The following is a 23,347-nucleotide window of genomic DNA, read 5'->3' as shown; positions in this document are numbered from 1 at the left end:
TCGTCGTGAAACCGCCAGCGCTGCAATCAATTCCCGTTTTCCCAGCTGAGGTGTCCGCCGTGGGCAGGTCGGGAATCGCGGTTGCGCATTCACGAACCCGGTTGCGCTTCCCCTTTTTTCGATTTCCGCCCGCAAGGTGGGAAAGGAGCGGGGGCACGTTTTCGAGCCCATTGCGGTTCAATTCTCGGGTCCCGATCTTCCATCCCCGGATCCGCGCGCCCTCCCGGTCGTCAGGTCGAGCGCGCGGAACGCGAAGTGCAGGTCGTAGCTCAGCGAGGGGGAGTTCAGCAACGACCGCTCCAGCAGCTGCTCGGCGCTGACCAGTCGCTTGCGGACCGCCGCGGCGGAGATGCTCAGAGCCTCGGCTGCCAGGCTGGTCCTGGTGTCGGCGAGCAGCCAGGCCTGAACGGTCTCGACCAGTCGCGGTGAGTCCCGCAGTGGCGCGAGCAGCACCTCAGCCCAGCGGAGGACTTCATCGCCGCGCAGCAGCTCGTCGATGTCGCGCGTCGAGTGCGGTGCCTCGGGGCCGCCGCGCAGCCGCAGCGCGAGGTCCAGGTGCGCCTGGTCGGGGAGCCGGTGGAGGTCGCGGCCCAGCAGCGAACCGATCTTGTGCAGCCTCGCGCTGAGGGTGTTGCGGTGGATCTTCAGGTGGCGGGTGGCCTGCTGGTGGAACGCCAGCCAGGACACCAGGGTGCTGCGCAGGTCGTCGCGCGACGGGTCTTGGGGGCGCGCGGGCTCGAACCCTTCCAGCGGCGCCAGCACCCGCCGCGCCCAGTCCTGCCCGTGACCGGCGAGTTCGGCGGCGAGGTCGTGGCTGCGGCGGAAGGTCGCGAACCGCTCGGCGTTCCCGCGCGCGTGCGCCAGCGCGTGGAACGCCTGCTGGTAGCCGGTGGGGAAGTCCCGCAGCGGGAGCACCGTGCTGATGCCCGCGCTGATCCGGCCGATGTCGGCTCTCGCCCTCGCCACCAGCTCCCGCAGGCAGGCCCGCTCCTCCTCGTGGCTCATGGGCGCGACCGCGGTGATGAGGTGCCCGCTGTGCACCGGGCACTTGATCACGAAGGCCCGGCCGCCGGTGATGCGCGTCAGCTCGTCGGCGATCGCGTCGCGCTCGCCCTTGTCGATGGCGCCGACTTCGACGACCCATGCGCGCATCGGGTCCGGCAGCGCATCGCCGAGCGCCTCGGCCGTGCGATGCGCGGTGGCCAGCCCACCGTCCATCAACAGGTGTAGAACGGCCTCGCGGACCTGGTCGTTGGCCGCATCGACCCGCCTGGACCGCTCGTGCGCGTGCTGGGCTTCCCATGTCAGGGCCAACACGCGGAGGGAGTCGGTGCGCCTGGGTTCGGAGGTGAAGCGGTCGATCGTCGATCCGGCCAGCGCCAGCGTCGGCGCGCCGGGTTCGCCGCTGATGGCGAACGCCGCGAGCTGGTCGTGCCCGTCGCGCTCGACGACGGACCGGTGCTCGCCCAGCCGCACGCGGTGCGCGGTGTCGACGACCGCTTCGGGCAGGGCGCGGGCGGGTGCGCTCGCGATGGGCTTGCCCGCCGCGTCGAACAGCGCCGCGGAGCCGCCGACCTCGTCGGCGAAGCGGGCGAGCAGCCGGCGCAACCCACCGGGCTCGACCGCTTCGCGCTGCATGTCGCGAAGCCGTCCCAGGCAATCCCGATCGTCGCCGGACAGCGCCAAGGCACACCCCTTCTCTCGTGAGGTCGAGGGAGCGATCTGCGGGGCAGGGGCTCCTGGTGCAGCAATCAGATCCCGATTCCCGGCGCTGACTGTGCGAGAACGAACTGGCTTCCAGGTGATCAACGAGAATACCCTGGAGGCGTCGCCGCAGTGCCGGGCGAACGGCGCACGGGAGTCGGCCCGACGTCCCACCGTCGGCGACCGGTCGAGGCCGCGCCACCTCACCCTGGGGGTCGGTGTTCGCGAGCAGCAAACACCACGCTGAGGCGAGGGGGGAGAGGAAGCCCCTCGCCTCAGCGCTTCCCCCGGCCAGATCAACCCCGAACGAGACCGGTCCCGACACGACGCGCGTGTCGGGACCGGTCTCGTTCCAGGACGGGTGAAAAGAGCTGCGGTCAGAGCACTTTGAGGACTCGCTGGGCGAGCGGGGCCGAGGAGGCCGGGTTCTGGCCCGTGTAGAGGTTGCGGTCGACCACCACGTTGGGGGACCAGGGCGTGCCTTCGTCGAAGGTGACACCGAGCTCGTCGAGGCGGTCCTGCAGGAGCCACGGGGCCTTGTCCGCCAGGCCGGCCTGGATCTCCTCGGAGTTGGTGAAGGCGGTGATCGCGTAACCGCGGAACGGGGACTCGCCTCCCTGGGCGGTGGCCAGCAGCGCGGCCGGGCCGTGGCAGACGATCGCGAGGGGTTTGCCGGAGCTGAGGGTTTCGGTGAGGACGCGCGCGGAATCGGTGTTGACCACGAGGTCCTCCATCGGCCCGTGCCCGCCCGGGTAGTACACCGCGTCGTAGTCGGCCGGGTTCACGGTGGCCAGGTCGATCGGGTTCTTCAGCTCGGTGGCGCCGTCCAGGATCGCGGCGACGCGGTCGGCGGCTTCCTGCCCGCCGTTGGCGTCGGCGCTCAGGCTGCCTCGGTCGACCGGGGGCGCCACCGCGCCCGGGGAGGCGATCACGACCTCGTGGCCAGCGCTGGTGAACGCCTCGTACGGTGCCGCGAACTCCTCGGCCCAGAACCCCGTGGGGTGCTTCGTGCCGTCGTTGAGAGTCCAGTGGTCCGCGCTGGTGAGCACGAACAGGATCTTCGCCATGGGGTTTCGCTCTCGAACTAGAGGTGTGCGGGTTCCGCCCCCGACGGTATGCGCGGGATCGGCACCCGTGCCATTCGAGGAAGCGATGCCCCAGATCACAACCCCGGGCCTGGGTCCTGTTGGAGCGGACGGCGGTGAGGCTGCTGTTCCACCTGGGACTCGGCTGGCACCGCCGCGGCTTCTCGGGGCTCAGTGCCGAGCACGCGGCGCGACGCCGGTGGGGTGAGCGGAACACTTGAGGAGTGGGCGTCCACGAACCCGCTGCGCTTCCCCTTCGGGGGTCCCGCCACCCGCACCGCCAAGCCAAGCGATCGCTGAACAGCTCCCGGCCTAGGAGACGGTGGTGACCAGGAGGTCCGCGCGGGTGCGGGTGGGGGTGATGAGCCGGGCGTTGCGCATGTCGCTGCGGTGCACCCAGTCCACGGCCTCGGCGCGGCTCTTGCCGTGGTGGACGTGGCGTTCGACCAGGCGGGAGACGAGCTCGTCGTCGGTCTGGTGCAGGAACCAGGACTCGTCGAGCAGGGGCCGGACTCCGGACCAGGGAACCTGGTCGAGCAGCAGGTAGTTGCCCTCGGTGATGACCAGCGGGACGTCGGGGTCGACCGGGATGGCGCCCGCGTAGGACTCCTCGACCTCGCGGTGGAACCGCGGTGCGTACACCGTCTCGGTGCCCTCGCGGATCCGGCGCAGCAGCGCGACGTATCCGGCGGCGTCGAAGGTGTCCGGTGCGCCCTTGCGGTCCCGCCGGCCGAGGCGGCGCAACTCCGCCTCGGCCAGGTGGAAACCGTCCATCGGCACCACCGCGGCCGCCGAACCCAGTTCGCCGAGCAGCTTCTCGGCCAGCGTGCCCTTCCCGGAACCGGGCCCGCCGGCGATGCCCAGGATGCGGCGCGAGCCGGTCGAGGCCAGCGCGCGGGCGCGTTCGAGCAGGCCGGGCAGACCGCCGTGGTGCCGGGGGATCACGCTCGCTCCCCCTTGCGCAGCGAGCTCTCGATGTCCTCAAGCGTGCGGTTCTTGGTCTCCGGCAGGTTCCGCCACAGGTAGGCCAGGCCGAGGATGCCCAGCAGACCGTAGATCCAGAACAGGCCGGTCGGGGTCAGCGCGTTGATCAGCGTCAGCACCGAGATGGAGATCAGGAAGTCCAGGCCCCAGTGCGTCACCGTGCCGACACCGGCCGCCTTGCCGCGCACCGCGGTCGGGAACACCTCGCTGTTGATCAACCAGATCGCCAGGCCCAGGCTCGCCGCGAACGCCGCCTCGTAGAGCATCAACCCGACGGTGAGCAGCAGTCCCAGCCCGTGCACGCTGGGCAGCAGGTACAGCGCGCCCAGCCCGAACAGCACCAGGACGACCACGCTTGTGCCGCCCAGCAGCAGCGGGCGGCGGCCCACCTTGTCGATGAACAGCAGCGCGATCATCGTGAAGATCATGTTGGCGGCGCCGATGCCGACCGAGGACAGGATCGCAGCCGAGTCACCGAGCCCGGCCTGCTTGAGGATCGTGGGCGCGTAGTAGATGACCGCGTTGACGCCGACCAGCTGGTTGGTGGCGGCCACCGCGAAGCCGAGCAGCACGGCGGGGCGCAGCTTCGGGCTCAGCAGGTCCCGGTAGCTGAACTCGCTCTCCTCGCGCATCGCTTCGGACATCTCCGCCAGCGAGACGTCGGCGTCGGCCGCGGAGTGCGTGCGCAGCAGCGCCTTGCGGGCGTCCTCGGTCCGGCCGCGCGAGAGCAGCCAGCGCGGGCTCTCGGCCAGCGTGAACAGGCCGATCAGCATGACCAGCGACGGCACCACGGCCAGTCCGACCATCCAGCGCCATCCGCCGCTGCCCGCGAAGGCGTAGCCGACGAGGTAGGAGGCGAAGATGCCGATGGTGATCATCAGCTGGTTCATCGACACCAGCCGGCCGCGCAGCGTCGGCGGGGCGATCTCGGCGATGTAGGTCGGCACCACCAGCGACGAACCGCCGATGGCCAGGCCCAGCAGGATTCGCGCGAGGACCAGGGTCGAGGTGTCCGGTGCCAGCGCCGACAGCAGCGCGCCCGCGGTGAACACGGCCGACAGGACGATCAGGGTGACCTTGCGGCCGATGCGGTCGACCACGGGTCCGGCGCTGATCGAGCCGGCGATTGCGCCGAGCAGCAGGGACGCGACCACGAACTGCTGCATGCCGTCGGACAGCGAGAACTCCGGGGCGATGTAGAGCAGCGCCGCCGAGATCACGCCGGTGTCGTAGCCGAAGAGCAGACCGCCGAGCGCGGCGATGGTCGACGCACCGAGCACGGCCCCGCGCCGGGTGCGAGGGGGCGCGGACGTCTCCGGGGCCCTTGTTGTGGTCATGGGTGATCTCGTCCTCCCCGGACCCGCAGCGGTGCGGGTCGATGTGCGCGCCTCGGCGCGTCCTCCGCTTCGAGTGATCGGCACTGTAAAGCGAAGTTAAGCGCTTGCGCAAGCGTTTGCCGGGTATGCTTCCCATCACCCGGTCGAGCCCGAAGGAGTGCTTGTCGATGGCGACCATGGCCGACGTAGCGCGCGTCGCGGGAGTGTCCACCGCGACGGTCTCGCACGTCATCAACGGCACTCGCACGGTGCGCGAGGAGACCCGGCGGGTCGTTCAGGCCGCCATCGCCGAGACCGGGTACAGCCCGAACACCCTCGCGCGCTCGCTGGCCACCGGCGGATCGCGTTCCATCGCCGTGGTGATGTCGGCGATCTCCAACCCCTACTTCGGCCAGGTGCTGCAGGGCATCGAGTCAGAGGCGGTGCGGCAGGGCTACACGCTGCTGCTGGCCGACCCGCGCGACGACCCCGACCACGAGCTCACCGTGGCGCGCAGCATGCACGAGCGCCGGGTGGACGGGGTGATCCTGGCGCCGTCGGCCGAACCGGCGCGGGCGCTGGAATACCTCGACGCGCAACGGGTTCCGGTGGTGCTGACCGACCGGCTCAGCGATGAGCGCTACGACCAGGTCGGACCGGACAACGCCGAGCCCACCGCGATGCTGGTCGACCACCTCGCCGAGCTGGGGCACACCCGGATCGCGATGGTCTCCGGGCTGGGCGGGCTGACCACGACCGAGGAGCGGCTGCGCGGCTACCGGGACGGCTTGGCGCGCAACGCGATCGGCTTCGACGAGCAGCTGCTGGTGGAGGGCGCTTCGGAGAGCGAACGCGCGACGCGGGTCACCGCCGGGCTGCTGGCGCGGCCGAACGCGCCGACGGCCGTCATCGCGGCCAACAACAGCATGACCATCGGTGCCATGCGGGCGATCAGCGAGGCCGGCCTGCGAGTCCCCGAGGACGTGGCGCTGGTGGGATTCGACGATTTCCCGTGGGCGGAGTGGTTCTCGCCCCGGTTGACCGTGATCGCCCAACCGAGCTCGGAGATCGGCACCACTGCCGCCCGCTTGTTGTTGCGCCGAATAGCCGATCCTGATTCCTCGCCGCAAACACATAGATTGGAGTCGAGTCTCGTCCACAGGAATTCGTGCGGCTGCCCTTGAACCGTTTCCGGAAGCCCGAATTCGAACTCGGTGGGACGGTCGCCATAGCATTCTCACATCGCAATGTGGCGCGAGCGGTTTCCGCCGGCGCGGAAAGGGTCTCGGGAACGGGGGTCCATGGTGGTTCTGAGGTTCCGCAGCGCGTGGTGCAGCCGGGATTTCACCGTTCCCGGCGGAATGCCCAGCGAGCTCGCGGCCCTGGTCGCGGTGTGGTCGGCGAAGTAGACCTCGTAGAGCACCGAGCGGTGCGCTGGGACCAGCTTGTTGACCATGGTCGCCACCACGACTCTGTTCACCACGGCATCGGCGTGGTCGGTGTCGTGGTCGGCGGAGCCGCTGCCTGCGGATTCGTCGACCTCGGTGGGGCGTGCGCGGCGGGCGCGGACGCGGTCGATGGCGATGTTGTGCGCCACCCTGGTCAGCCAGCCCCAGACCGAGCCGCGCTCCGGCGTCAGGGAGTCCGCGTGCTGCCAGGCGCGGAGCATCGTCTCCTGCACGACGTCCTCGGCGTGGTGCGGGTCGGAGAGGATTCTGCTCACGTACGACAGCAATCTCACGTAGTAGTCGTCGTAGAGCGATTTCAACGTCGTGTCAGCTTTTCGAATCGTGTGCTCACCACCTCGGTTCGTGGAGGAGGCGTGGGACCGTTCGAATGCGATCGCGGATCGTGGATCTCCGACTAGCGTCATGTGGCTTCTTCATTCGGTTGTCTGCCCCGCTGGTGAATCGTCCACAAATCCGGGGGAGATGGGAGGGGACGACCGGAAACGGGATCTCCGGATGGCAGCGATGAGCTTGCCCGTTAGCTCGAACGGGGGTAATCCGGGAGCTCACTTAGGTTTTTCTGCGTGGTCCTCGCGTAGCGCTCAGATGAGCACATCATTGGTCGATTTGCCGTGTTCCGTCCCCATGTGCCGGACCAACCAGTCGGTCGGGAAGATAAAGCTCCTATGAACGAAGGGTGACGGAGCTGTGTCGGTGACACGGCGTGAGCTCCTCGGCGCGCGGGATCGCGTTGAGCGCCGTGCGCGACCGGTCCGACGCGTGGTGACCGCGGGGAAATGACGCTGCGGCGCCAGATCCGAGGCGTCACGCGGATCTGGAGCCGCTGCGCCTCTCCTCGCCGTCGTGCCGCGTCGCCTCGACCGCGATCTCCACGCGGGACCGGACCCCGAGCTTGGCCAGGATGTGCGAGACGTGGACCTCCACCGTGCGCCGGGAGGAGAACAGCGCCGCCGCGATGTCCGGGTTGGGCAGCCCGGCGGCCACCAGGTGGGCGATCTGCCGCTCCGTCGGCGTCAGCGACTCCCAGCCGTTGGTGGCGCGGTGTCGCCGACCTCGGGCGTGCCGCACGCCGTGCGGGCGCATCCGCGCATCCGCGCGCCGCAGGTCCCAGGTCGCGCCGAGATCCCGGTAGATCTTGACGGCCCGTCCGTAGGCGGTGCGCGCCTGCGCCGACTCGCCGCGCTCGGCCAGCACCACCGCCATGTCCTCCAGCGCCCGCGCGTACCTGGGCGGCTGGCTGGTCTTGCTGTAGAGCTCGATCGCGGCCCGCAGCGCCGTCGGGTCCCGCTCCAGCAGGCCTCGGCAGTGCTGCGAGGCGGCGACGATGTTGGGCACCGCGCCGACCGCGGCGTCCTCGGCGCACGCATCGTTGGCGCGGCTCGCGATCTCGGTCTCGCCGGTCTCGATCGCCAGCCGCACCAGGCTCGGCAACCACAGGTAGCGGGTGCCGAACCGCTTTCCCTCGGTCAGCGCCTCCTCCAGCAAGCGCACGGCGCGCCGCGGATCCGACTCGGCCTCGGCGCGCATCGCACCCGCCAGCAGCAAGAACTCCGCGGCCGAACGGGTGGCCGGGTTCTGCTCGCAGCCGGCGTCCTGCAGGCTGCGCAGCAGCGTCGGCCTGTCGTCGCGGTGACCCGCCAGCAACGCCGAAAGCCCGTGCAGCCAGCGACGCCCCGGCTCGTCGAGCCGGTCGGCGAGCTCGGTGGCGGCGTCCAGCTCGGCGGTCGCGTCCTCCCACCGGCCGATCGTGTAGTAGTGGTTGGCCGCCGACAGCCGCACCGTGGCCAGCCGGGCCGGGGTCGCGGACCGCTCGGCGATGGCGAGCATCTCGTGCAGCGCGCCTTCGGCCTCTGCCGTCTGGCCGAGGCCGAACAGCAGCACCATCCGGTTGCCGAGCACGGTCAGCCGCAGATCGGTGTTCTCCGGTGCGTCGCCCAGGGCGGCGCCCGCCTGCTCGTAGCAGATCACCGCTTCGGCCAGGTCGCACCGGCGCGCCATCGCGGCTCCGCGCACGTGCAGGGCGAGACCGAGCGCGAAACCGTCGCGGGCGGGGCGCGCTTCGGCCAGCGCGCGCTCCACCGCCGCGCCCGCGGCCTCGAAGTGTCCGCGCGAGAGCATGACCTGCCCGAGCACCGCGTGCATCCTCGCCAGCCAAGGGCGGTCGAAGCCCGGTGTGCGCAAGGCCTTCTCGACCACCTCGGTGGCCAGGTCGTCGAGTCCGAGCACGGCCAGCGACCACGCCAGGTACCAGCTGAGCTCCGCGCAGGACGGGTCGTGGGTGTCGGCCAGCGCGCGTTCGCTGAGCTCGCGTGCCTGCTCCGGGCGGCCCAGCTGCACCATCGCCAGAACCCGTGCCGTGCGCAGCGGTTCACGCCGGGGGTCGTGAGTGGACAGCAGCGGGATCGCGCTGGCGAGCAGCGCTTCGGCGCAGTCCGGCGCGCGGTGGGCCAGCATCCGGCTGTTGTCGACCAACCAGTCCAGCCCCCAGTCGTCGATCTCGGCGTCGTCGACGGAGATCGAGGCCAGCAGCTGCTCACCGGTGCGCTCCACGGGAGCGCCGGAGGACGCCAGCGCGCGGGCGGCCTGGTGGTGCAGCGCCAGCCGCAGGGCGGTCGGCGTGGTCTCGTGCAGGGCCTGGCGGACCAGGCCGTGCTGGAAGGTCAACCTCGACCCCGACTCAACCAGCAGACCGGCGTTCAGAGCCTCCTCCACGCAGCCCACCATGGCCACCACCGGGCGCTCGGAGACGGTGCGCAGGTCCGTCACCGAGAACGTGGGACTCAGCAGCGCGGCCATCCGCAGCAGCCCGATCGTGTCGCTGCCGACGAAACCCAGCCGGGCCGCGATGGCCTCGGCCAGCGAGCGCGGCAGCGCGCCGTCGGTGATCTCCAAGCTCAGCTCCGCGCGGGTCCCGTCGGCGTCGAGGTGGTTCTCACGCGCGAGGGCCAGCACCACTTCCCGCACGTAGCGGGGGTTCCCGGCCGCGCGTCCCAGCGTCTCCAGCAGCGCAGGCCCGACCTCGGCGGCACCGGTGAGGTGCGCGGCCAGAGCCGCCGTGGCCGCCTCGCCCAGGGGCGGGACCGAGATCCGGACCGCCGCGCGGTCCTCGCCGCGCACCACGCCGAGCTCGGCGCGGCTGCCGGACGGGCGGATCGCCGCCACCAGCAGCAGCGGGAGGTGCTCTGTGAGACGGCTCAGCCGGTGCCACACCAGCAGGCTGGACTCGTCGGCCCACTGCACGTCGTCCACGGCCAGCACCACGGAGCTCGCCGCGCACAGCTCCTCGACCAGCGAGATGAGCCGCTCGGCGATCGCCGGGACCCGGTCGTCGCTGGCCAGGCGCAGGCGCTCGTGAATCGCGAGCACCTCGGGGTCGTCGGACTTCGGGTGCACCGCCAGGCAGTCCAGCAGCACGCGCAGCGGGAAGCGCTGGGAGAGCTGGTCGGCCGCGGCGTGGTGCACCGCGCATCCGAGGCGCTCGGACTCGGCGAGCAGGGCGCGCAGCAGCGCCGTCTTGCCGATGCCCGGTTCACCTTCGAGCCAGAGCACGTTGCCGCGTCCGGCCACCACCTCGCCGGCGAGCTCGCGCAGCTGTGCCAGTTCCGAGTCCCGCCCGAAGACCTCCGCTGTTCCGCCCGACGTCATACGCGCCCCTGCCTGATCCCGGACCGGTGCCGACCGGTCACCGGTGTCGTGCGCGTTCGCACTCCTCGGTTGGGCCATTCGCGGTTCGCGACCGATGTGCTCGGCCGCAGCGGACCTGATCGAGTCGTGCTCGCGCACGTGGTCAGCCACCGCTCTTCGGGGCGCCGTGCCACGCAGACCGCCAGCCCCGCTCGCGGGCTCGCGGCAACAGCACCGCGCCGATCGCACCGAGCACCGCCAGCAGACCGACCGAGCCGGTGACCAGCAGCGTGACGAGTCGCGGCAGCGGATCGGCGAACGGCGTCGGTGGCAGGTGAACCGGTGGAGCGGCCGCGGCCATCGGCTTCTCGCCGGACTCGGCGGGAAGTACCGAGGTGACCGCGGCGGTCGGGTTGATCACGCCGTAGCCGCGCTGCGGATCCGGGAGCTCGGCGGGCGGGTGGTCCGCGGTGTCCTGCAAGCGTTCTCGCACCTGCGATGCTGACAGCTGCGGGTGGTAGGCCCGCACCAGCGCGGCTGTGCCCGCGACGAACGCGACGCCGATCCCGCCACCGGAGGCCACCAGCTGGCCGGTGCCGCGCGGGGCGATGCCGACCACCTCGTTGCCCGGCGCGACCAGCGCGGGCGGGCCTGCTGCCTGCTGGATCGGATCGCCCTCGCCGGTGATCCCGCTGACCGCCAGCGCCTCCGGGAACGCGGCGGGGTAGGGGATCGCGTCCTCACCCACGTCCACATCGGACGGTGCGATGACCAGTGCGTCCTTGCTCAGCGCGTACGACACCGCCGCGCGCAGCCCGCCGTCGGCGGCGGCCGTGCCGACCGACACGGCGATCACCTCCGCGCCACCGTCGGCGGCCGAGCGGATCGCCGAGGTGAGCTTGCCCACCTCGACCGCCGTCGGGTCGTTGGTGATGCGGATCGGCAGGATCCGGGCGCCCGGCGCGATGCCGGTGAACCCGGTGCCCGCCGCCGGACGCGCCGCGATCACCCCGGCCATGAAGGTGTCCCGGCCCGCGCAGTCGTCGTCTCCCGCGCCGCCGCTGAGGCTCTGCCCGGACAGCACCGCCCCTGACAACGCCGGTGCCGCGGCGCTGACACCCGTGCCGATGACCGCGACGGTCACCGACTCGCCGGTGGTCAGTCCCCACACACGTCTCGGGTCGAGGCGCTCCAGGGCCCAACCCCCTTGCGGCACGACGTGATCCGCCGGTTGCGCGCACTGCTGCTGTTGCGCTGCGGCCGGAACCGGTGCCATCGCGAGCACCACCCCGGCCACCACCGCCACCGCCGCCCTCACGTCCTGCCTCCCGCCGGACGCGGCTCCAGCCAGCCCGCCTGCATCAGCGTCGCGCTGCGGCGGGTCACCAGGTGCGCCCGGCCCGCGGGCAGCACCTGCGCGCGCATCCCGTTGAGCAGCGGCATCTCCGTGGGCGGGCAGGAGAACGCCAGGTCCGGGGTGTTGGACTCCTGCATCCGCCGAACCACCGAATCCATCGACAGCCGCGAGGAACCGGCGGCGCTGCGGGTGAGGATCACGTGCAGACCGATGTCGGCGGCCTGCGGAAGCAGGTCCAGCAGCGAGTCCAGCGGACCGCCCATGGTGCTGGCCAGCAGGTCGTAGTCGTCGACGAGGATGAACACCTCCGGACCCGACCACCAATCGCGCCGCTGCAGCTGCTGCGGCGTGACGTCTGCGCCGGGCAGCCGCTCGCGCAGCTCGTTGGCGGCGGCGCCCACGATGTCCTTCGCGGCGGTCGCCGAGAACGCGAACCCCCGCCGGTAGGCGTCGGGAACCGCGTCCAGCAGCACGCGGCGCGAGTCGACCAGGATCAGCTCCGCTGCACCCGGCGCGTAGTTCTTCGGGATCGCGTCGGCGATCAGCCGCAGCAGCGCGGTCTTGCCGCTCCCGGTGTCGCCGAGGACGGTCAGGTGCGGCTGGGTGGAGAAGTCGTGCCACACCGGCTGCAGGTCCGCTTCGCCCCAGCCCAGCGCGACCCGGAGCTTGCCCTGCGGCTCGGGCAGCTTTTCGGCGGGCAGCACCGACGGCAGCATCCGGACCCCGGCGGCGTCCTCGCCGTCCCAGTTGTCGGCCACCGCCTCGGCCAGCATCCGGGCGCCCTTGGCGAGGTCGTCGACCCGGCGCAGGCCGTCCAGGCGCGGGACCGCGGACAGGAAGTGCAGCTTGTCCATCGTCAGACCTCGACCCGGCTGGCGCGGAACGCCCGCCGCCGCGCGCATGTCGATCACCGAGTCGATCGAGTCGCCCAGCCGCAGCTCCAGCCGGGTTCCCAGCTGGTCGCGCAGCTGGCTGTGGATGTCGGCCCAGCGTCCGGTGGTCAGCACCAGGTGGATGCCGTAGGTCAGGCCGCGCGAGGCCAGCGAGCGGATCGTCTGGTCGTGCTGCTCGAAGTCGCTGCGCAGCGTGCCCCAGTTGTCGACCACCAGGAACACGTCGCCGAAGGAGTCCTGCGGGATCTTGCCCCTGCGTCGCAGCTCGCGGTACTCGGCCATGTTCTCCACGCCGTGCGCGGCGAAGATCTCCTCGCGCTCGGCCAGCACGCCCTGCACCTCGGCCACGGTGCGGCTGACCCGCTCCTTGTCCATGCGCCCGGCGATGCCGCCGATGTGCGGCAGCTCGCCGAGGGTCTGCAGGGTGCCGCCACCGAAGTCCAGGCAGTAGAACTGCACCTCGGCGGGCGTGTGGGTCAGCGCGAGACCGGCGATGAGCGTGCGCAGCATCGTCGACTTGCCCGCCTGCGGGCCACCGGCGATGCCCACGTGCCCGCCGACCCCGGACAGGTCCACCATGTACAGCTCGCGGGCCTGGTCGAAGGGCTTGTCGATGACGCCGACCGGGACCTGCAGGTTGCCGCGACCCGGCCAGCTGATCGGGGTCAGGCCGTTGTCGGCGTCCGGGACCAGCGGCGGCAGCAGCTCGTCGAGCGTCGGCGGCTCGTCCAGCGGCGGCAGCCACACCTGGTGCGCCGGCGGACCCTGGCCCTTGAGGCGGCTGACCGCGACCTGCAGCAGGGTCTCGGTCGTCGCCTCCTCTCCGGTCTCGGGTTCCGGCTCCGGGACCTGCGCGGTGGGCGCGTCGGGCAGCCGCGCCGCGCCGAAGGTCACCACCTGACGGCTGATCTCGGCCTTGCGCTGCTCCGCGGTGCGCCGCTTGAACGGCGCCGAGACGTAGGCGGCCTTGAACCGCGACAGGGTGGCCACGTCCGAGCGCAGGTAGCCGTTGCCCGGCGCGCTCGGCAACTGGTAGGCGTCGGGAACACCGATCACCGACCGGCTCTCCATCGCCGAGAAGGTGCGCAGACCGATCCGGTAGGACAGGTGGCTCTCCAGCTTGTGCATCCGGCCGTCGTCGATGCGCTGCGAGGCCAGCAGAAGGTGCACGCCCAGCGACCGGCCCAGCCGGCCGATCATCACGAACAGCTCCGCGAAGTCGGGGTGCGAGGCCAGCAGCTCGCTGAACTCGTCGACCACCAGGAACAAGCTCGGCATCGGAGCCAGCTGAGCGCCTGCAGCGCGGGCCTTCTCGTACTCCAGCAGCGAGCTGTAGTTGCCCGCCGAGCGCAGCAGCTCCTGGCGGCGCACCATCTCACCCTGCAGCGCGTCCTGCATGCGGGTGACCAGCGGTGCCTCATCGGCCAGGTTGGTGATCACCGCCGAGGTGTGCGGCAGCTCGTCGAGTCCCAGGAACGTCGCGCCGCCCTTGAAGTCCACCAGCACGAAGTTGAGGAACTCCGAGGAGTGCGTGATCGCCATCGCGACCACCAGCGTGCGCAGCAGCTCCGACTTGCCCGAACCCGTCGCGCCGATCAGCAGGCCGTGCGGGCCCATGCCGCCCTGCGCGGACTCCTTGATGTCCAGCTCGATCTTGGCGCCGTTCTCGGCGATGCCGATCGGCACCCGCAGCCGGTCCTGCGGCGACGTCCGAGCCCAGGTGCGGGCGGCGTCGAGCTTGTCCATCTCGCCGACCTCCAGCAGCGCGGCGAGGTCGAAGTCGGTGACCATCGGCTCGACGATGTCGGTGGTGGCGCTGAGTCGGAACGGGGCCAGTGTGCGCGCCAGCGAGGTGACCTGCGACAGGCTCAGCGAGTCCGGGGTGCCCAGCTCGGTGCGCACCTCGGCGCCGGAGCGGTTGAGCCGGATCATGTCGACCTGCTCGCTGGCCAGCTCCAGGCGCAGCGTCGTGCGCTGCGCGGGACCGGACATGTCGAGGTTGAGCACGGTGGCGTTGCGGTAGCCGGCACCGGCCAGCCGGGACTCCGCCGGTGTGGTGATGCCGTCGAGGACGACCACCACGAACGGCTCGTCGCGGGTCGGGCTCGCACCGGCCTCGAAGCGGCCCCGGTCGTTGAGGTCCGGGCCGACGATGGCCTCCAACTCGGTGAGCGTGCTGGTCAGCATCCGCACGTGACCGGCGCCGTCCTGCTGGCTGGCGTGCTGGGCGTGCGGCAGCCACTTCACCCAGTCCCACTCGGAGGCTCGGTCCCCGCTCGCGCACACGGCGATCTTGAGGTCGTCGGGGGAGTGGAAGGTCACCAGCTGCGCCAGCAACGCACGCAGCAGGCCGCGTGCGGCCTCGGCGTCACCGCGCATCTGCACCTGCGAAAAACCGCGCAGGAAGAGAGCTGTCGGCAAATCGTCCACAGTGGTGTAAGCCTTGATGAACCGGCGCAGCGCCCGAGCGGACAGCGGCTCCAGGTCCTCCACCGGCTTGGACTGCACCGGCGTCATCTTCATCGCCAGCCGCTGCGCGGACCGGCCGATGCGGACCTCGGCGAAGTCGGCGTGCGACAGGCGCCGCTCCCACAACCGACCGCTCATCGCCACCGACCACAGGCCCGACGGGTCGGGGTGCCGCCACGACAACGCCTTCCGCTGATCGGCCGCGACCTGGCGGACCTGCTTGCGCACCTGGCCCAGGTAGCGCAGGAAGTCCCGGCGCTCGCCCTTGAGGCGGCGCTTGCGCTCCCCGATGTTGCGTCCCATCTGACCGAAACCCATGGCCAGCATGGACACCGCCATCAGCGCCACCACGATGAGCCCGATGCCGCCGAAACCGCCTGACCCACCGCGGCCCATGAACATCAGCATCATGGCCCCGGACCCCAGCGCCATCGGCAGGTACATCAGCAGACCGCCGAAACCGCCACTGACCTGCTCGGGTATGACCGGCGGCTCCTGCAAGGACAGTTCGCCGCCGGGCATCGTGGGGGGCTTCTGCCTGGCCGGTCGCCGAAACGGCGTCACACTCAATGCGATCAGATCCTTTCCCTGCTACCCCTCATCCCCTACACGGTTGGAAGACTCCGAACGGGTCAAAGCGGCAGCGGGAAACCGGCTGACCGAGATGTCGACCATCGTCCGGAACTGCGCGGAGCGGGTCGGGTTCGGCCGATCGGCGGTGCGCAACGCGCCCGGTGCACGTGGAGGGGCTGCCGCGTGAACCGGGCGTTCGTCAATTTGGTTGAACTGTTCCTAGGCCGAGGACCGTGTGGTGGGTATGACGGGAACGACGGCTCAGCCCGCGGTCGCCGCGGGCGAGGTGTGTCGACTGACGATTCAGGGCCCCAGCTCGCGGGTCGAGCTCGCGGTACCCGCCCACATCCCGCTCGCGGACCTGCTGCCCACCTTCCTCGACCACCTCGGGGGAGGGCTCGGCAACGCGGGTCTGGAGCACGACGGTTGGGTCCTGCAGCGGCTCGGTGAGCCCGCCCTGCAGGAAGATCTCGGCACCGCCGCCCTGGGCCTCTACGACGGCGACATCCTCTACCTCAGGCCGCGCAACGACCAGTTGCCGCCGGCCGACTTCGACGACCTCGCCGACGGCGTGGCCACCGGGATCCGCGACCAGCGCCGCGATCTGTGGCGTCCGGAGAGCACCCGTCGCGCGTTCCTCGCGCTGCTCGGCGCCTCGCTGGCTCTCGGGCTCGTCCTGCTACCCACCGTCGGAGCCGGGCAGTGGGTGGCGATCACCGCCGGTAGCGTCGCGCTGCTGCTGCTCGGCGCGGCCACCCTGGCCTCGCGGGCGCTCGGCGACCGGGCCGCCGCGGAACTGCTGTTCTCCGGCAGCGCCGCGTTCGGCGCCGCCGCAGGTTGGGCGCTGCCGATGATCGGCCGACCCGTCGCCGCGATGAACCCGCAGCTCGTGGCGCCCTGCCTGACCGCGGCGGCGGTGTGCACCAGCGCCATCGTGCTCGGCCGCTTCCTGGTCGGCGGCGGATTCGGCGCCGGGTACCTCGCCGCGATGTTGGCGACCGGCCTGACCGCGCTCGTCGGCCTGCTCAACACCTTCGACATGCTCTCCGCGGGCGGTGCCGCCGCCGTCGTGCTCGCCGTGACGCTGCTGGTCGGAACCCGCGTTCCGCGCATCGCCGCCTGGATGGCCGGGATCAAGGTGCCGCCGCTGCCGACCTCCGCCGAGGAGTTCCAGGAAGGCATCGACCCGGAACCCGGCCGCGAGCTGATGAACCGCACCGCCGCGGCCGACTCCAGCCTCACCGCGCTGTGCTTCGGACTCGGCGTCGTCATCGCGGGCTGCCTCGGCATCCTCGCCTTCACCCCGGGGTGGGCGTCGCCGACCCTGGCCGCTCTCGCCTCGCTGCTGCTCCTGCTGCACTCCCGCGAGTTCGTCAGCTCCCGCCAGCGCGTCGCCGTCATGGTGCCCGGCTTCCTCGGACTCGCCGCGGTGATCTCCGCGATGTGCATGCTGATCCCCGGCACGTGGCGGATCGTCATCATCGGCGGACTGGTCCTGCTCGCCGGACTCCTGCTCGCCGGAGCCCGCAGCCTGCCCGGCCGCAAGGTGCTGCCGCACTGGGGCCGCGCCGGCGACTGGGCGCACACCACCATCGCCATCGCGATCATCCCCATGACCTTCGCGGTCTTGAACCTCTACGCCCTGGTGAGGGCCTCATGGTCGTGAAGAGGGGTTTCCAGTGGTCTCCTCGCTCAGCAGCGGAACCTCAGACGCCTCCTGGCTCCGGGATCCGAGGCGTGTGCATGACCAATGCACGGCGCTTCGGCCGTCCTCCCCAGAAGACGTCTGAGAACCCGCGGCGGCGCCGGCTGCGAGGGTGGGGCAACGGCTGCGCCGTTGCGATGTCTCATGTGGTTCGTGAGCCGCTCATCGCGGCTGCGGGTCCGGGATGTGCGCGGAACTCTCACTCCCTGCTGCGGGGAGGTCGTCGTGCACTCGCGAAGTGATCAGGTCCAAGCGCACTCCTTCATGTCGGCGCGGGTCGTCTCCGCGCTGGTGCAGGCCGAACCCGACGCGCCCGACCCGCCGCTGCGGCGGACCCCGCTGGGCTACGTGATCGGCCTGATGCTGTCGATGCTCATCGTCGCCGGATTCGCCGTGGCCGGTGTTCTCGGCTTCGGAGGAGCGACCGACTGGTCCAAGCCCGGCAAGCTCATCGTGGAGAAGGAGACGGGGAGCCAGTACGTGCTGGCCTCTGACGGAACGCTGCGCCCGGTGCTCAACTACGCGTCGGCGCGGCTGCTCGGGGCGAAGGAGGTCGCGGAGGTGTCACGCTCGACGTTGAGCGACGTCCCGCGCGGCACCCCGATCGGCATCGTCGGCGCCCCGGACGGGATCCCGGCAGGCGGCGCGGGCAGCGCGGCCCAGGCGTGGCTGGTCTGCGCGACCACCACCCGCGACGCCGCCGGGGCACCGCACGCCACCGTCACCCTGCACGTCGGTGACACCTCCGACGTGGAACCCGCGCGGCAGGACGAGGCGGTCCTGGTGCGCTCCAGCAGCGGCGACCAGTACCTCGTGTGGCAGGACAAGCGGATGAAGCTCAGCGCGCCGTGGGTGGCCGCGGTGCTGGGCTACGACGCCTCCACCGCACTGCCGGTGCGAGACGCGTTCATCAACGCCATGCCCGCCGGACCGGACCTCGGACCGCTGCGGATCCCCGGAGCGGGACAGCCCGGCCCGTCGCTCGGTGGCCAGCCCACCCGCATCGGGCAGATCTTCTCCGTCAGCGTCGTCGGCCGCCCGCAGACGCTCCACATGCTCACCACCGGCGGACTGATGCCGGTCAACGGCACCACCGCCGCGCTGGCGATGGGCGACCCGGCCGGTGGCGGGCAGCCGAGCCCGCGCGTCCTCTCGCCCGCGGCGATGGCCTCGGTCGGGCAGACGCCCTCCTCGCCGCTGATGTCGCAGCTGCCGGACAAGCCGCCGTCGCTGCTGCCCACCGCCGGAACGTCCGACTCCTCCGACCTCGGAGCGCCCTGCGCCCAGGTCGAGCCCGGACCGCGCGGAGCCAAGTCCACATTGGTCAGCGGATGGCCTGACGGCGGCGTGGTCGTCGGTGGACCGGGCATCGAGCGCGACGAGTTCACCGCCGACCGCATCGACGTCCAACCAGGCGCGGGTGTGCTGGCCCGCACCCTGCCCGCGCCCGGCGTGCCAGGCGCCGGCCTCTACCTGGTCACCGACTCGGGCGCCAAGTACCCGGTGCCCGGCCAGAGCGCGGCCGAAGCCCTCGGCCACCGGCTGACCGACGCGGTTGCGGTCCCTGCACACCTGCTCTCGCTGCTGCCGACCGGACCGGTTCTCGCACCGGAGCGAGCCGCAGGTGGTGGTGTGCAAACAGCACCCTGACATGCCGTCCCTCGTGGACGGCGCGCAGTAAGGAAAGTCGAAACCCGCACAGTCGCAAGGAGAACCCGATGACCGCACCAGGCGCCCAGTACGGCCTCAACGACTCGCAGCTGCAGCAGATCATCGAAGCGACCAACCAGTCGCTGTCGCAGATGCGCCAGCTCAACAACCAGGTCCAGGCGCAGGCTTCCTCGCTGGGCCAGGCCAACGTGTCCGACTCCGGTCGCATGCTGGTCGACAAGTTCGGCGTGTGGGCCGGCGACTTCTCGCGCATCGAGAACGAGCTCAACCAGCTCAACCAGCGCGTGATGGACGTCCGCAACGCATCGCTGCAGGCGGCCCAGCAGGCAGCGGACAGCGCCTCCGGCGCCGGCCTCTGATTCCTTCTTCATCGGAGCAGCTCGTGCTGCATGGCGGTGCGGGTGGCGGAACCTGACACGCCGTCTGGACTCCGGGCGCCGCTCCTGATCTATGCCAATACACGGCGTCGCGGCGTCCTCGCCAGACGACGTGTCAGAACCCGCGGCGGTGCGAGCTGCAAGGGCGGGGCAAAGAGGAAGCGGCTCCGCCGCTTGCCTGACGGTGCTCCGAACACCCTGTGATCGACCCACTTACCCAGAACGGAGATTGAGATGACGCAGTTCAGCGTGCAGCACGGGGCCTACGAAGAGGTCAACATGGGGCTGCAGCAAGCCGTTCGTCAGATGGGCACCATCCTCGACGAGCTCAACGGCTTCCTGAAGAACATGGGCGAGGCCACCCAGGGCAAGGCCGCGCCGCTGTGGGCCGAGAAGCAGCAGAAGTGGAACCAGGCCTACACCGAGATGAACACCCGCCTCAGCAGCGGCTACACCTCCTCGAACAACGCCGCCCAGGCCTTCCAGGACGGTGACAACCGCAGCGCCCAGATCATGGCCTAAGACGGGTTGATGGGCGCTCTGCTTGGCGGTGCGAGCTGAGTCCCAGACCTGAGGCAGCGACTGTCGTCGCCAAAGGCCGATGATCGTTCGAAATTTCGGGTGCGGGTCGCCACGCGCAGCGGCCCGCACCCGATTCCCCTTTCCCTCCCTGAGAAAAGGAGAGTCTCGTGGCTGACGAGACGAAGACGAAGTTCGACAGCGGTCAGTACGAGAAGCTGATCAAGAACGTCGACACCCACGAGGACGAGCTGCGCAAGCAATTCCTGGGCGCCAGCTCGGGAATCCGCCTCGCCGCCGATCTCGGGGAGCGGGTCCACGCGGGCAACCCGGAGTGGCCGGCCATCGCGTCGCTCAACGAATCCCTGGGCGCGCTGGGAAAGTCCACCGAGACCATGAACGAGAAGACCAGCAAGGACTGGCGCAAGTTCACCGAGGCCCTCAACGACGCCAAGCGCGTCTTCGAGGACACCGACGACCTCGCCAGCTATTCGGCGACCGAGTTCGTCCAGGACTACCCGGACATCTCCGGCACGCAGACACCGGCCGCTTGATCCAGGTTCCCAGCAGCTAGCCCACGACCCCCGTTGATCGACCTCATCTGACGGCATCAACCCTGGAGCAGGAGAAAGCCCATGCCCGAGAACGCGGACCTGTCAGGCCCCAGCAGTGACTGGACGTTCTTCCAGGCCCTCAACGCGTTGACCGGAAAAGGGCCGGACCTGAAATCCATGGCCGAAGGCGTCAAGTGGTTCGAGGTCGCCGGTGGCGGGGACGGTGGTGCCGGCGGCAAGGACGCCGACTTCACCGGGGACAAGCTCGAGGAAGACCTGACCAACCGGGTCGCGCCGACCGAAGACCTCACCTACACCGCGTTCGACCGGGTCTACTACCGGGTCAACCGCAACACCGCGGCGGCCGACGCGTGGACCAAGGCGATCAACGACGCCGGGACCATCGTCGCCGAGATGTCCTCGGGCAAGAGCGGCACCCTCGACCTGCCGACCCTGCGCCAGGCGCAGGACCTCGTCGGCAAGTACGAGAAGTGGCTGGAAGCCACCGGCAAGGACTTCCGGACATGGGCCAAGTCGCTGGACTCAGAGGACTCCGGGTTCAGCGGCAAGGCCGCCTCGGTCATCCAGGGGCGCATGGACCAGAACGCCGACAAGCTGGAGGGCTTGCACGAACAGCTCACCATCGACCGCGGAGTCGCGGTCTCGGTGGCGCTGAAGAACCTCGGCGACAAGATCGAAGCGGCGGTCAACGGACTCGCCCAAGCCTTCTACGACTTCCGCGCCCGGGCGCTCTACCTGCCCAACAACAAGCGGGTCGACTACGAGAACCAGCTCTACGAGTTCCTGACCAACGGCGTCGGCCTGGTCCAGGGCGCGCCGAACTACCAGCTCGACGGCAAGAGCACCTCCGAAGCCCAGGAGTACATCAACACCTCGCTGGCCAGCTTCAAGGAAGGCAACCTGGTCACCGCCGGTCCGTGGGACAAGATGAACACGGAGATCACCAACGCCGCGCTCACCGAGCTCAAGACGCTCGACACCGCGGCGGCCGCGGCGCTCAAGCCCCTCGAGGAGGAGCTGAAGTACGCGCAGTCGGCGATCAAGGAGCTCACCGAGCCGGAGACCAGCGCCCCGCGCACCCCGTCGACCACGCCGCCGCCCGGAGGCGACACGAACGTCCCGCCGCCGCCCGGTGGCGACACGAACGTCCCGCCGCCCGGTGGTAGCACGAACGTCCCGCCGCCCGGTGGTGACACGAACGTCCCGCCGCCCGGAGGCGACACGAACGTGCCCCCGCCCGGTGGTAGCACGAACGTGCCACCGCCCGGTGGTGGTGATGGTCTCGGTGGCCCCGGTGGTGGCGATCTCGCCAACGGTGGTGCCGGTGGCCTGGGCGGTGGCGACGGCCTCGGTGGTTCCGGTGGCGGTGATCCGGCCAACGGCGGCATCGGCGGCATCGGCACCGGTGATGGTCTCGGTGGCCCCGGTGGTGGTGACCTCGCCAACGGTGGCCTGGGTGGTGGCGACGGTCTCGGCGGCGACTCCGGTCCGGGAACCGGTGACAACGGTGCGAACGGCGGTGCGCCCGCGCCGATGGTCGGTCCCGGCGGCCTCGGCCTGGCCGGTGGCGGCGGCGCGGGCAACAAGCCAGGCACCAACCCCAACGGCGATCCGGCGAACGGCGGTGCGGGCGGCTTCGGCGACTTCGGTCAGAACGACCCAGCCAACGGAGGCGCTGGCGGCCTCGGCGACGGACAGCAGCCCGGTCTGGTCGACAGCGGCCTGACCGAGAGCTCGTTCAACCCCGCCAACGGCGGTGCCGGAGGCTTCGGCGACACCCCCGGTCAGCAGGACCAGGACCGCTCCGGCGGGATGGCCGGTGTTCCCCTGGGCTCCAACGGCAACCCGATGCCTGGCGCCGGTGAAGGCTTCGGTGATCTCGCCAACGGTGGTGCCGGTGGTTTCGGTGACGCGGGTTTGCCTGGTGGCGCGGATTCCGGTTCGGGCGCGGGTCTGGGCGTGGGTGATCCGGCCAATGGTGGTGCTGGCGGGTTCGGTGCCGACGACGGCTTCGGTGCCGGCGCGGGCCTGGGTGATCTCGCCAACGGTGGTGCCGGTGGTTTCGGTGACACGGGCTTGCCTGGTGGCGCGGATTCGGGTCTGGGCGTGGGTGATCCGGCCAACGGTGGAGCCGGTGGTTTCGGTGACGCGGGTCTGCCTGGTGGCGCGAATCCCGGTTCGGGCGCGGGTCAGGGTCTGGGTGATCCGGCCAATGGTGGTGCCGGTGGGTTCGGTGATCTGCCCGGCGGCCAAAGCGGTTTCGATCCAGGTGGCCTCGGGTCGGACGCCGGCGCCGACCTGGGGGACCCCGCCAACGGCGGCCTGGGCGGTTTCGATCCCAGCGGACTCGGGTCCGGCGCGGGCGCGGGCCTCGGCGACGTCGCCAACGGCGGAGCAGGTGGATTCGGCGACGGCGCAGGCGGTCTCGGCTCCGGCGGTTTCGACGGCGTGTCCGACCCGGTCGAGGGCTACGGCTTCGACAGCGTCTCCGGCGGCTTCGGCTCGCCGGACGGTTCGGCCGACGGTCTCGGCGGCTCGGGCAGCGGCTCCGAACAGCAACGCGGCGGAGCGGGTGGCGGCACCACCGGCTTCGGCATGGGTTCCGGTGCGGGCTCCGGGCTCGGCGGCTCGCAGTCCTCCGCGCTGCCGCCGGGCATGAGTCAGCTCAACGGTCCCTCCACCCAGCAGGGAACGGGCGGAATGCCGTTCATGCCGCCGATGATGGGCGGGATGGGCGGCCAGCAGGGCGACAAGAACGAACGTGAGCGCCAGACCTGGCTGTCCGAGGACGAAGACGTCTGGGGCACCAACGCCGAGGCGGGCATGGGCGTCATCGGGCTGCCCGACGAAGCGGACTTCGACGTCGACGAGCAGGTCGCCGCCGGTCCCGTCCGCCCGCCGCGCCAGCCGCAGCCGCAGCAGACGCCCGCGGAGCAGGAGCAGACCACCCAGGCAACGGCGTCCGGGCAGGGCTGAGGTGCGGATGGAGAAGTGGACTTCCGTGGCGGTGCGGGGTAGCGGAACCT

15 protein-coding genes are annotated in these 23,347 nt (G+C 70.9%); 7 read left to right on the top strand and 8 right to left on the bottom strand.

Annotated elements, in window-relative coordinates:
• Positions 1–177: 177 nt before the first annotated feature.
• The 4 genes from E1161_RS12685 to E1161_RS12670 all read right to left on the bottom strand — a co-directional run bounded on the left by E1161_RS12685 (position 178) and on the right by E1161_RS12670 (position 5,110).
• Positions 178–1,686, bottom strand: coding sequence for a PucR family transcriptional regulator (locus E1161_RS12685; protein ID WP_132622936.1), 1,509 nt, complete (start codon positions 1,684–1,686; stop codon positions 178–180).
• A gap of 395 nt (positions 1,687–2,081) precedes the next feature.
• The gene (locus tag E1161_RS12680) at positions 2,082–2,771 is read right to left on the bottom strand and encodes a type 1 glutamine amidotransferase domain-containing protein (protein ID WP_132622934.1); all 690 of its coding nucleotides are present in this window, start codon (positions 2,769–2,771) and stop codon (positions 2,082–2,084) included.
• A gap of 330 nt (positions 2,772–3,101) precedes the next feature.
• The gene (locus E1161_RS12675; RefSeq protein WP_132623113.1) at positions 3,102–3,731 is read right to left on the bottom strand and encodes a nucleoside/nucleotide kinase family protein; all 630 of its coding nucleotides are present in this window, start codon (positions 3,729–3,731) and stop codon (positions 3,102–3,104) included.
• A complete protein-coding gene (locus E1161_RS12670; protein WP_132622932.1) occupies positions 3,731–5,110 on the bottom strand; it encodes a sugar porter family MFS transporter in 1,380 nt (459 codons plus the stop codon). The genes E1161_RS12675 and E1161_RS12670 overlap by 1 nt, the downstream gene beginning before the upstream one ends.
• A gap of 167 nt (positions 5,111–5,277) precedes the next feature.
• Here E1161_RS12670 and E1161_RS12665 point away from each other — a divergent pair, with 167 nt between their 5' ends.
• On the top strand, positions 5,278–6,273 hold the full coding sequence (locus E1161_RS12665; RefSeq protein WP_132622930.1) for a LacI family DNA-binding transcriptional regulator: 996 nt from the start codon (positions 5,278–5,280) through the stop codon (positions 6,271–6,273).
• Positions 6,274–6,326: 53 nt separating this feature from the next.
• Here E1161_RS12665 and E1161_RS12660 read toward each other — a convergent pair whose 3' ends face one another.
• The 4 genes from E1161_RS12660 to eccCa all read right to left on the bottom strand — a co-directional run bounded on the left by E1161_RS12660 (position 6,327) and on the right by eccCa (position 15,423).
• Positions 6,327–6,857 (bottom strand): sigma-70 family RNA polymerase sigma factor, encoded by a 531-nt coding sequence (locus tag E1161_RS12660; RefSeq protein WP_235874990.1) that lies wholly within the window; start codon positions 6,855–6,857, stop codon positions 6,327–6,329.
• Positions 6,858–7,362: 505 nt separating this feature from the next.
• On the bottom strand, positions 7,363–10,203 hold the full coding sequence (locus tag E1161_RS12655) for an ATP-binding protein (protein ID WP_165939769.1): 2,841 nt from the start codon (positions 10,201–10,203) through the stop codon (positions 7,363–7,365).
• 142 nt (positions 10,204–10,345) lie between these two features.
• Entirely contained in the window at positions 10,346–11,500 is a 1,155-nt protein-coding gene (locus E1161_RS12650) for a S8 family serine peptidase (protein ID WP_132622924.1), read from the bottom strand.
• Positions 11,497–15,423: a type VII secretion protein EccCa gene (eccCa, locus tag E1161_RS12645; RefSeq protein WP_132622922.1), complete on the bottom strand. Its 3,927-nt coding sequence runs from the start codon at positions 15,421–15,423 to the stop codon at positions 11,497–11,499. The genes E1161_RS12650 and eccCa overlap by 4 nt, the downstream gene beginning before the upstream one ends.
• A 295-nt stretch (positions 15,424–15,718) precedes the next feature.
• On the opposite strand from eccCa, the gene eccD reads away from it, so the two are divergent.
• The 6 genes from eccD to E1161_RS28355 all read left to right on the top strand — a co-directional run bounded on the left by eccD (position 15,719) and on the right by E1161_RS28355 (position 23,297).
• Positions 15,719–17,140, top strand: a complete 1,422-nt coding sequence (eccD, locus tag E1161_RS12640; RefSeq protein WP_132622920.1) for a type VII secretion integral membrane protein EccD — start codon at positions 15,719–15,721, stop codon at positions 17,138–17,140.
• Positions 17,141–17,404: 264 nt separating this feature from the next.
• Positions 17,405–18,829 (top strand): type VII secretion protein EccB, encoded by a 1,425-nt coding sequence (eccB, locus tag E1161_RS12635; RefSeq protein ID WP_132622918.1) that lies wholly within the window; start codon positions 17,405–17,407, stop codon positions 18,827–18,829.
• Between the two features lie 68 nt (positions 18,830–18,897).
• The gene (locus E1161_RS12630) at positions 18,898–19,209 is read left to right on the top strand and encodes a hypothetical protein (RefSeq protein WP_132622916.1); all 312 of its coding nucleotides are present in this window, start codon (positions 18,898–18,900) and stop codon (positions 19,207–19,209) included.
• Between the two features lie 252 nt (positions 19,210–19,461).
• Positions 19,462–19,749 carry a WXG100 family type VII secretion target gene (locus E1161_RS12625; RefSeq protein WP_132622914.1) on the top strand — a complete coding sequence of 96 codons (288 nt, stop codon included), beginning with the start codon at positions 19,462–19,464 and terminating at the stop codon, positions 19,747–19,749.
• A gap of 167 nt (positions 19,750–19,916) precedes the next feature.
• Positions 19,917–20,300 carry a hypothetical protein gene (locus E1161_RS12620; protein WP_132622912.1) on the top strand — a complete coding sequence of 128 codons (384 nt, stop codon included), beginning with the start codon at positions 19,917–19,919 and terminating at the stop codon, positions 20,298–20,300.
• Positions 20,301–20,381: 81 nt separating this feature from the next.
• Positions 20,382–23,297, top strand: a complete 2,916-nt coding sequence (locus E1161_RS28355) for a proline-rich domain-containing protein (protein WP_132622910.1) — start codon at positions 20,382–20,384, stop codon at positions 23,295–23,297.
• The last annotated feature ends 50 nt before the right edge of the window (positions 23,298–23,347 follow it).

The organism is Saccharopolyspora aridisoli, from assembly GCF_004348445.1.
In the GTDB taxonomy this organism is placed as follows: Bacteria; Actinomycetota; Actinomycetes; order Mycobacteriales; family Pseudonocardiaceae; genus Saccharopolyspora; species Saccharopolyspora aridisoli.
This window is presented reverse-complemented; position numbering and strand designations above follow the sequence as displayed.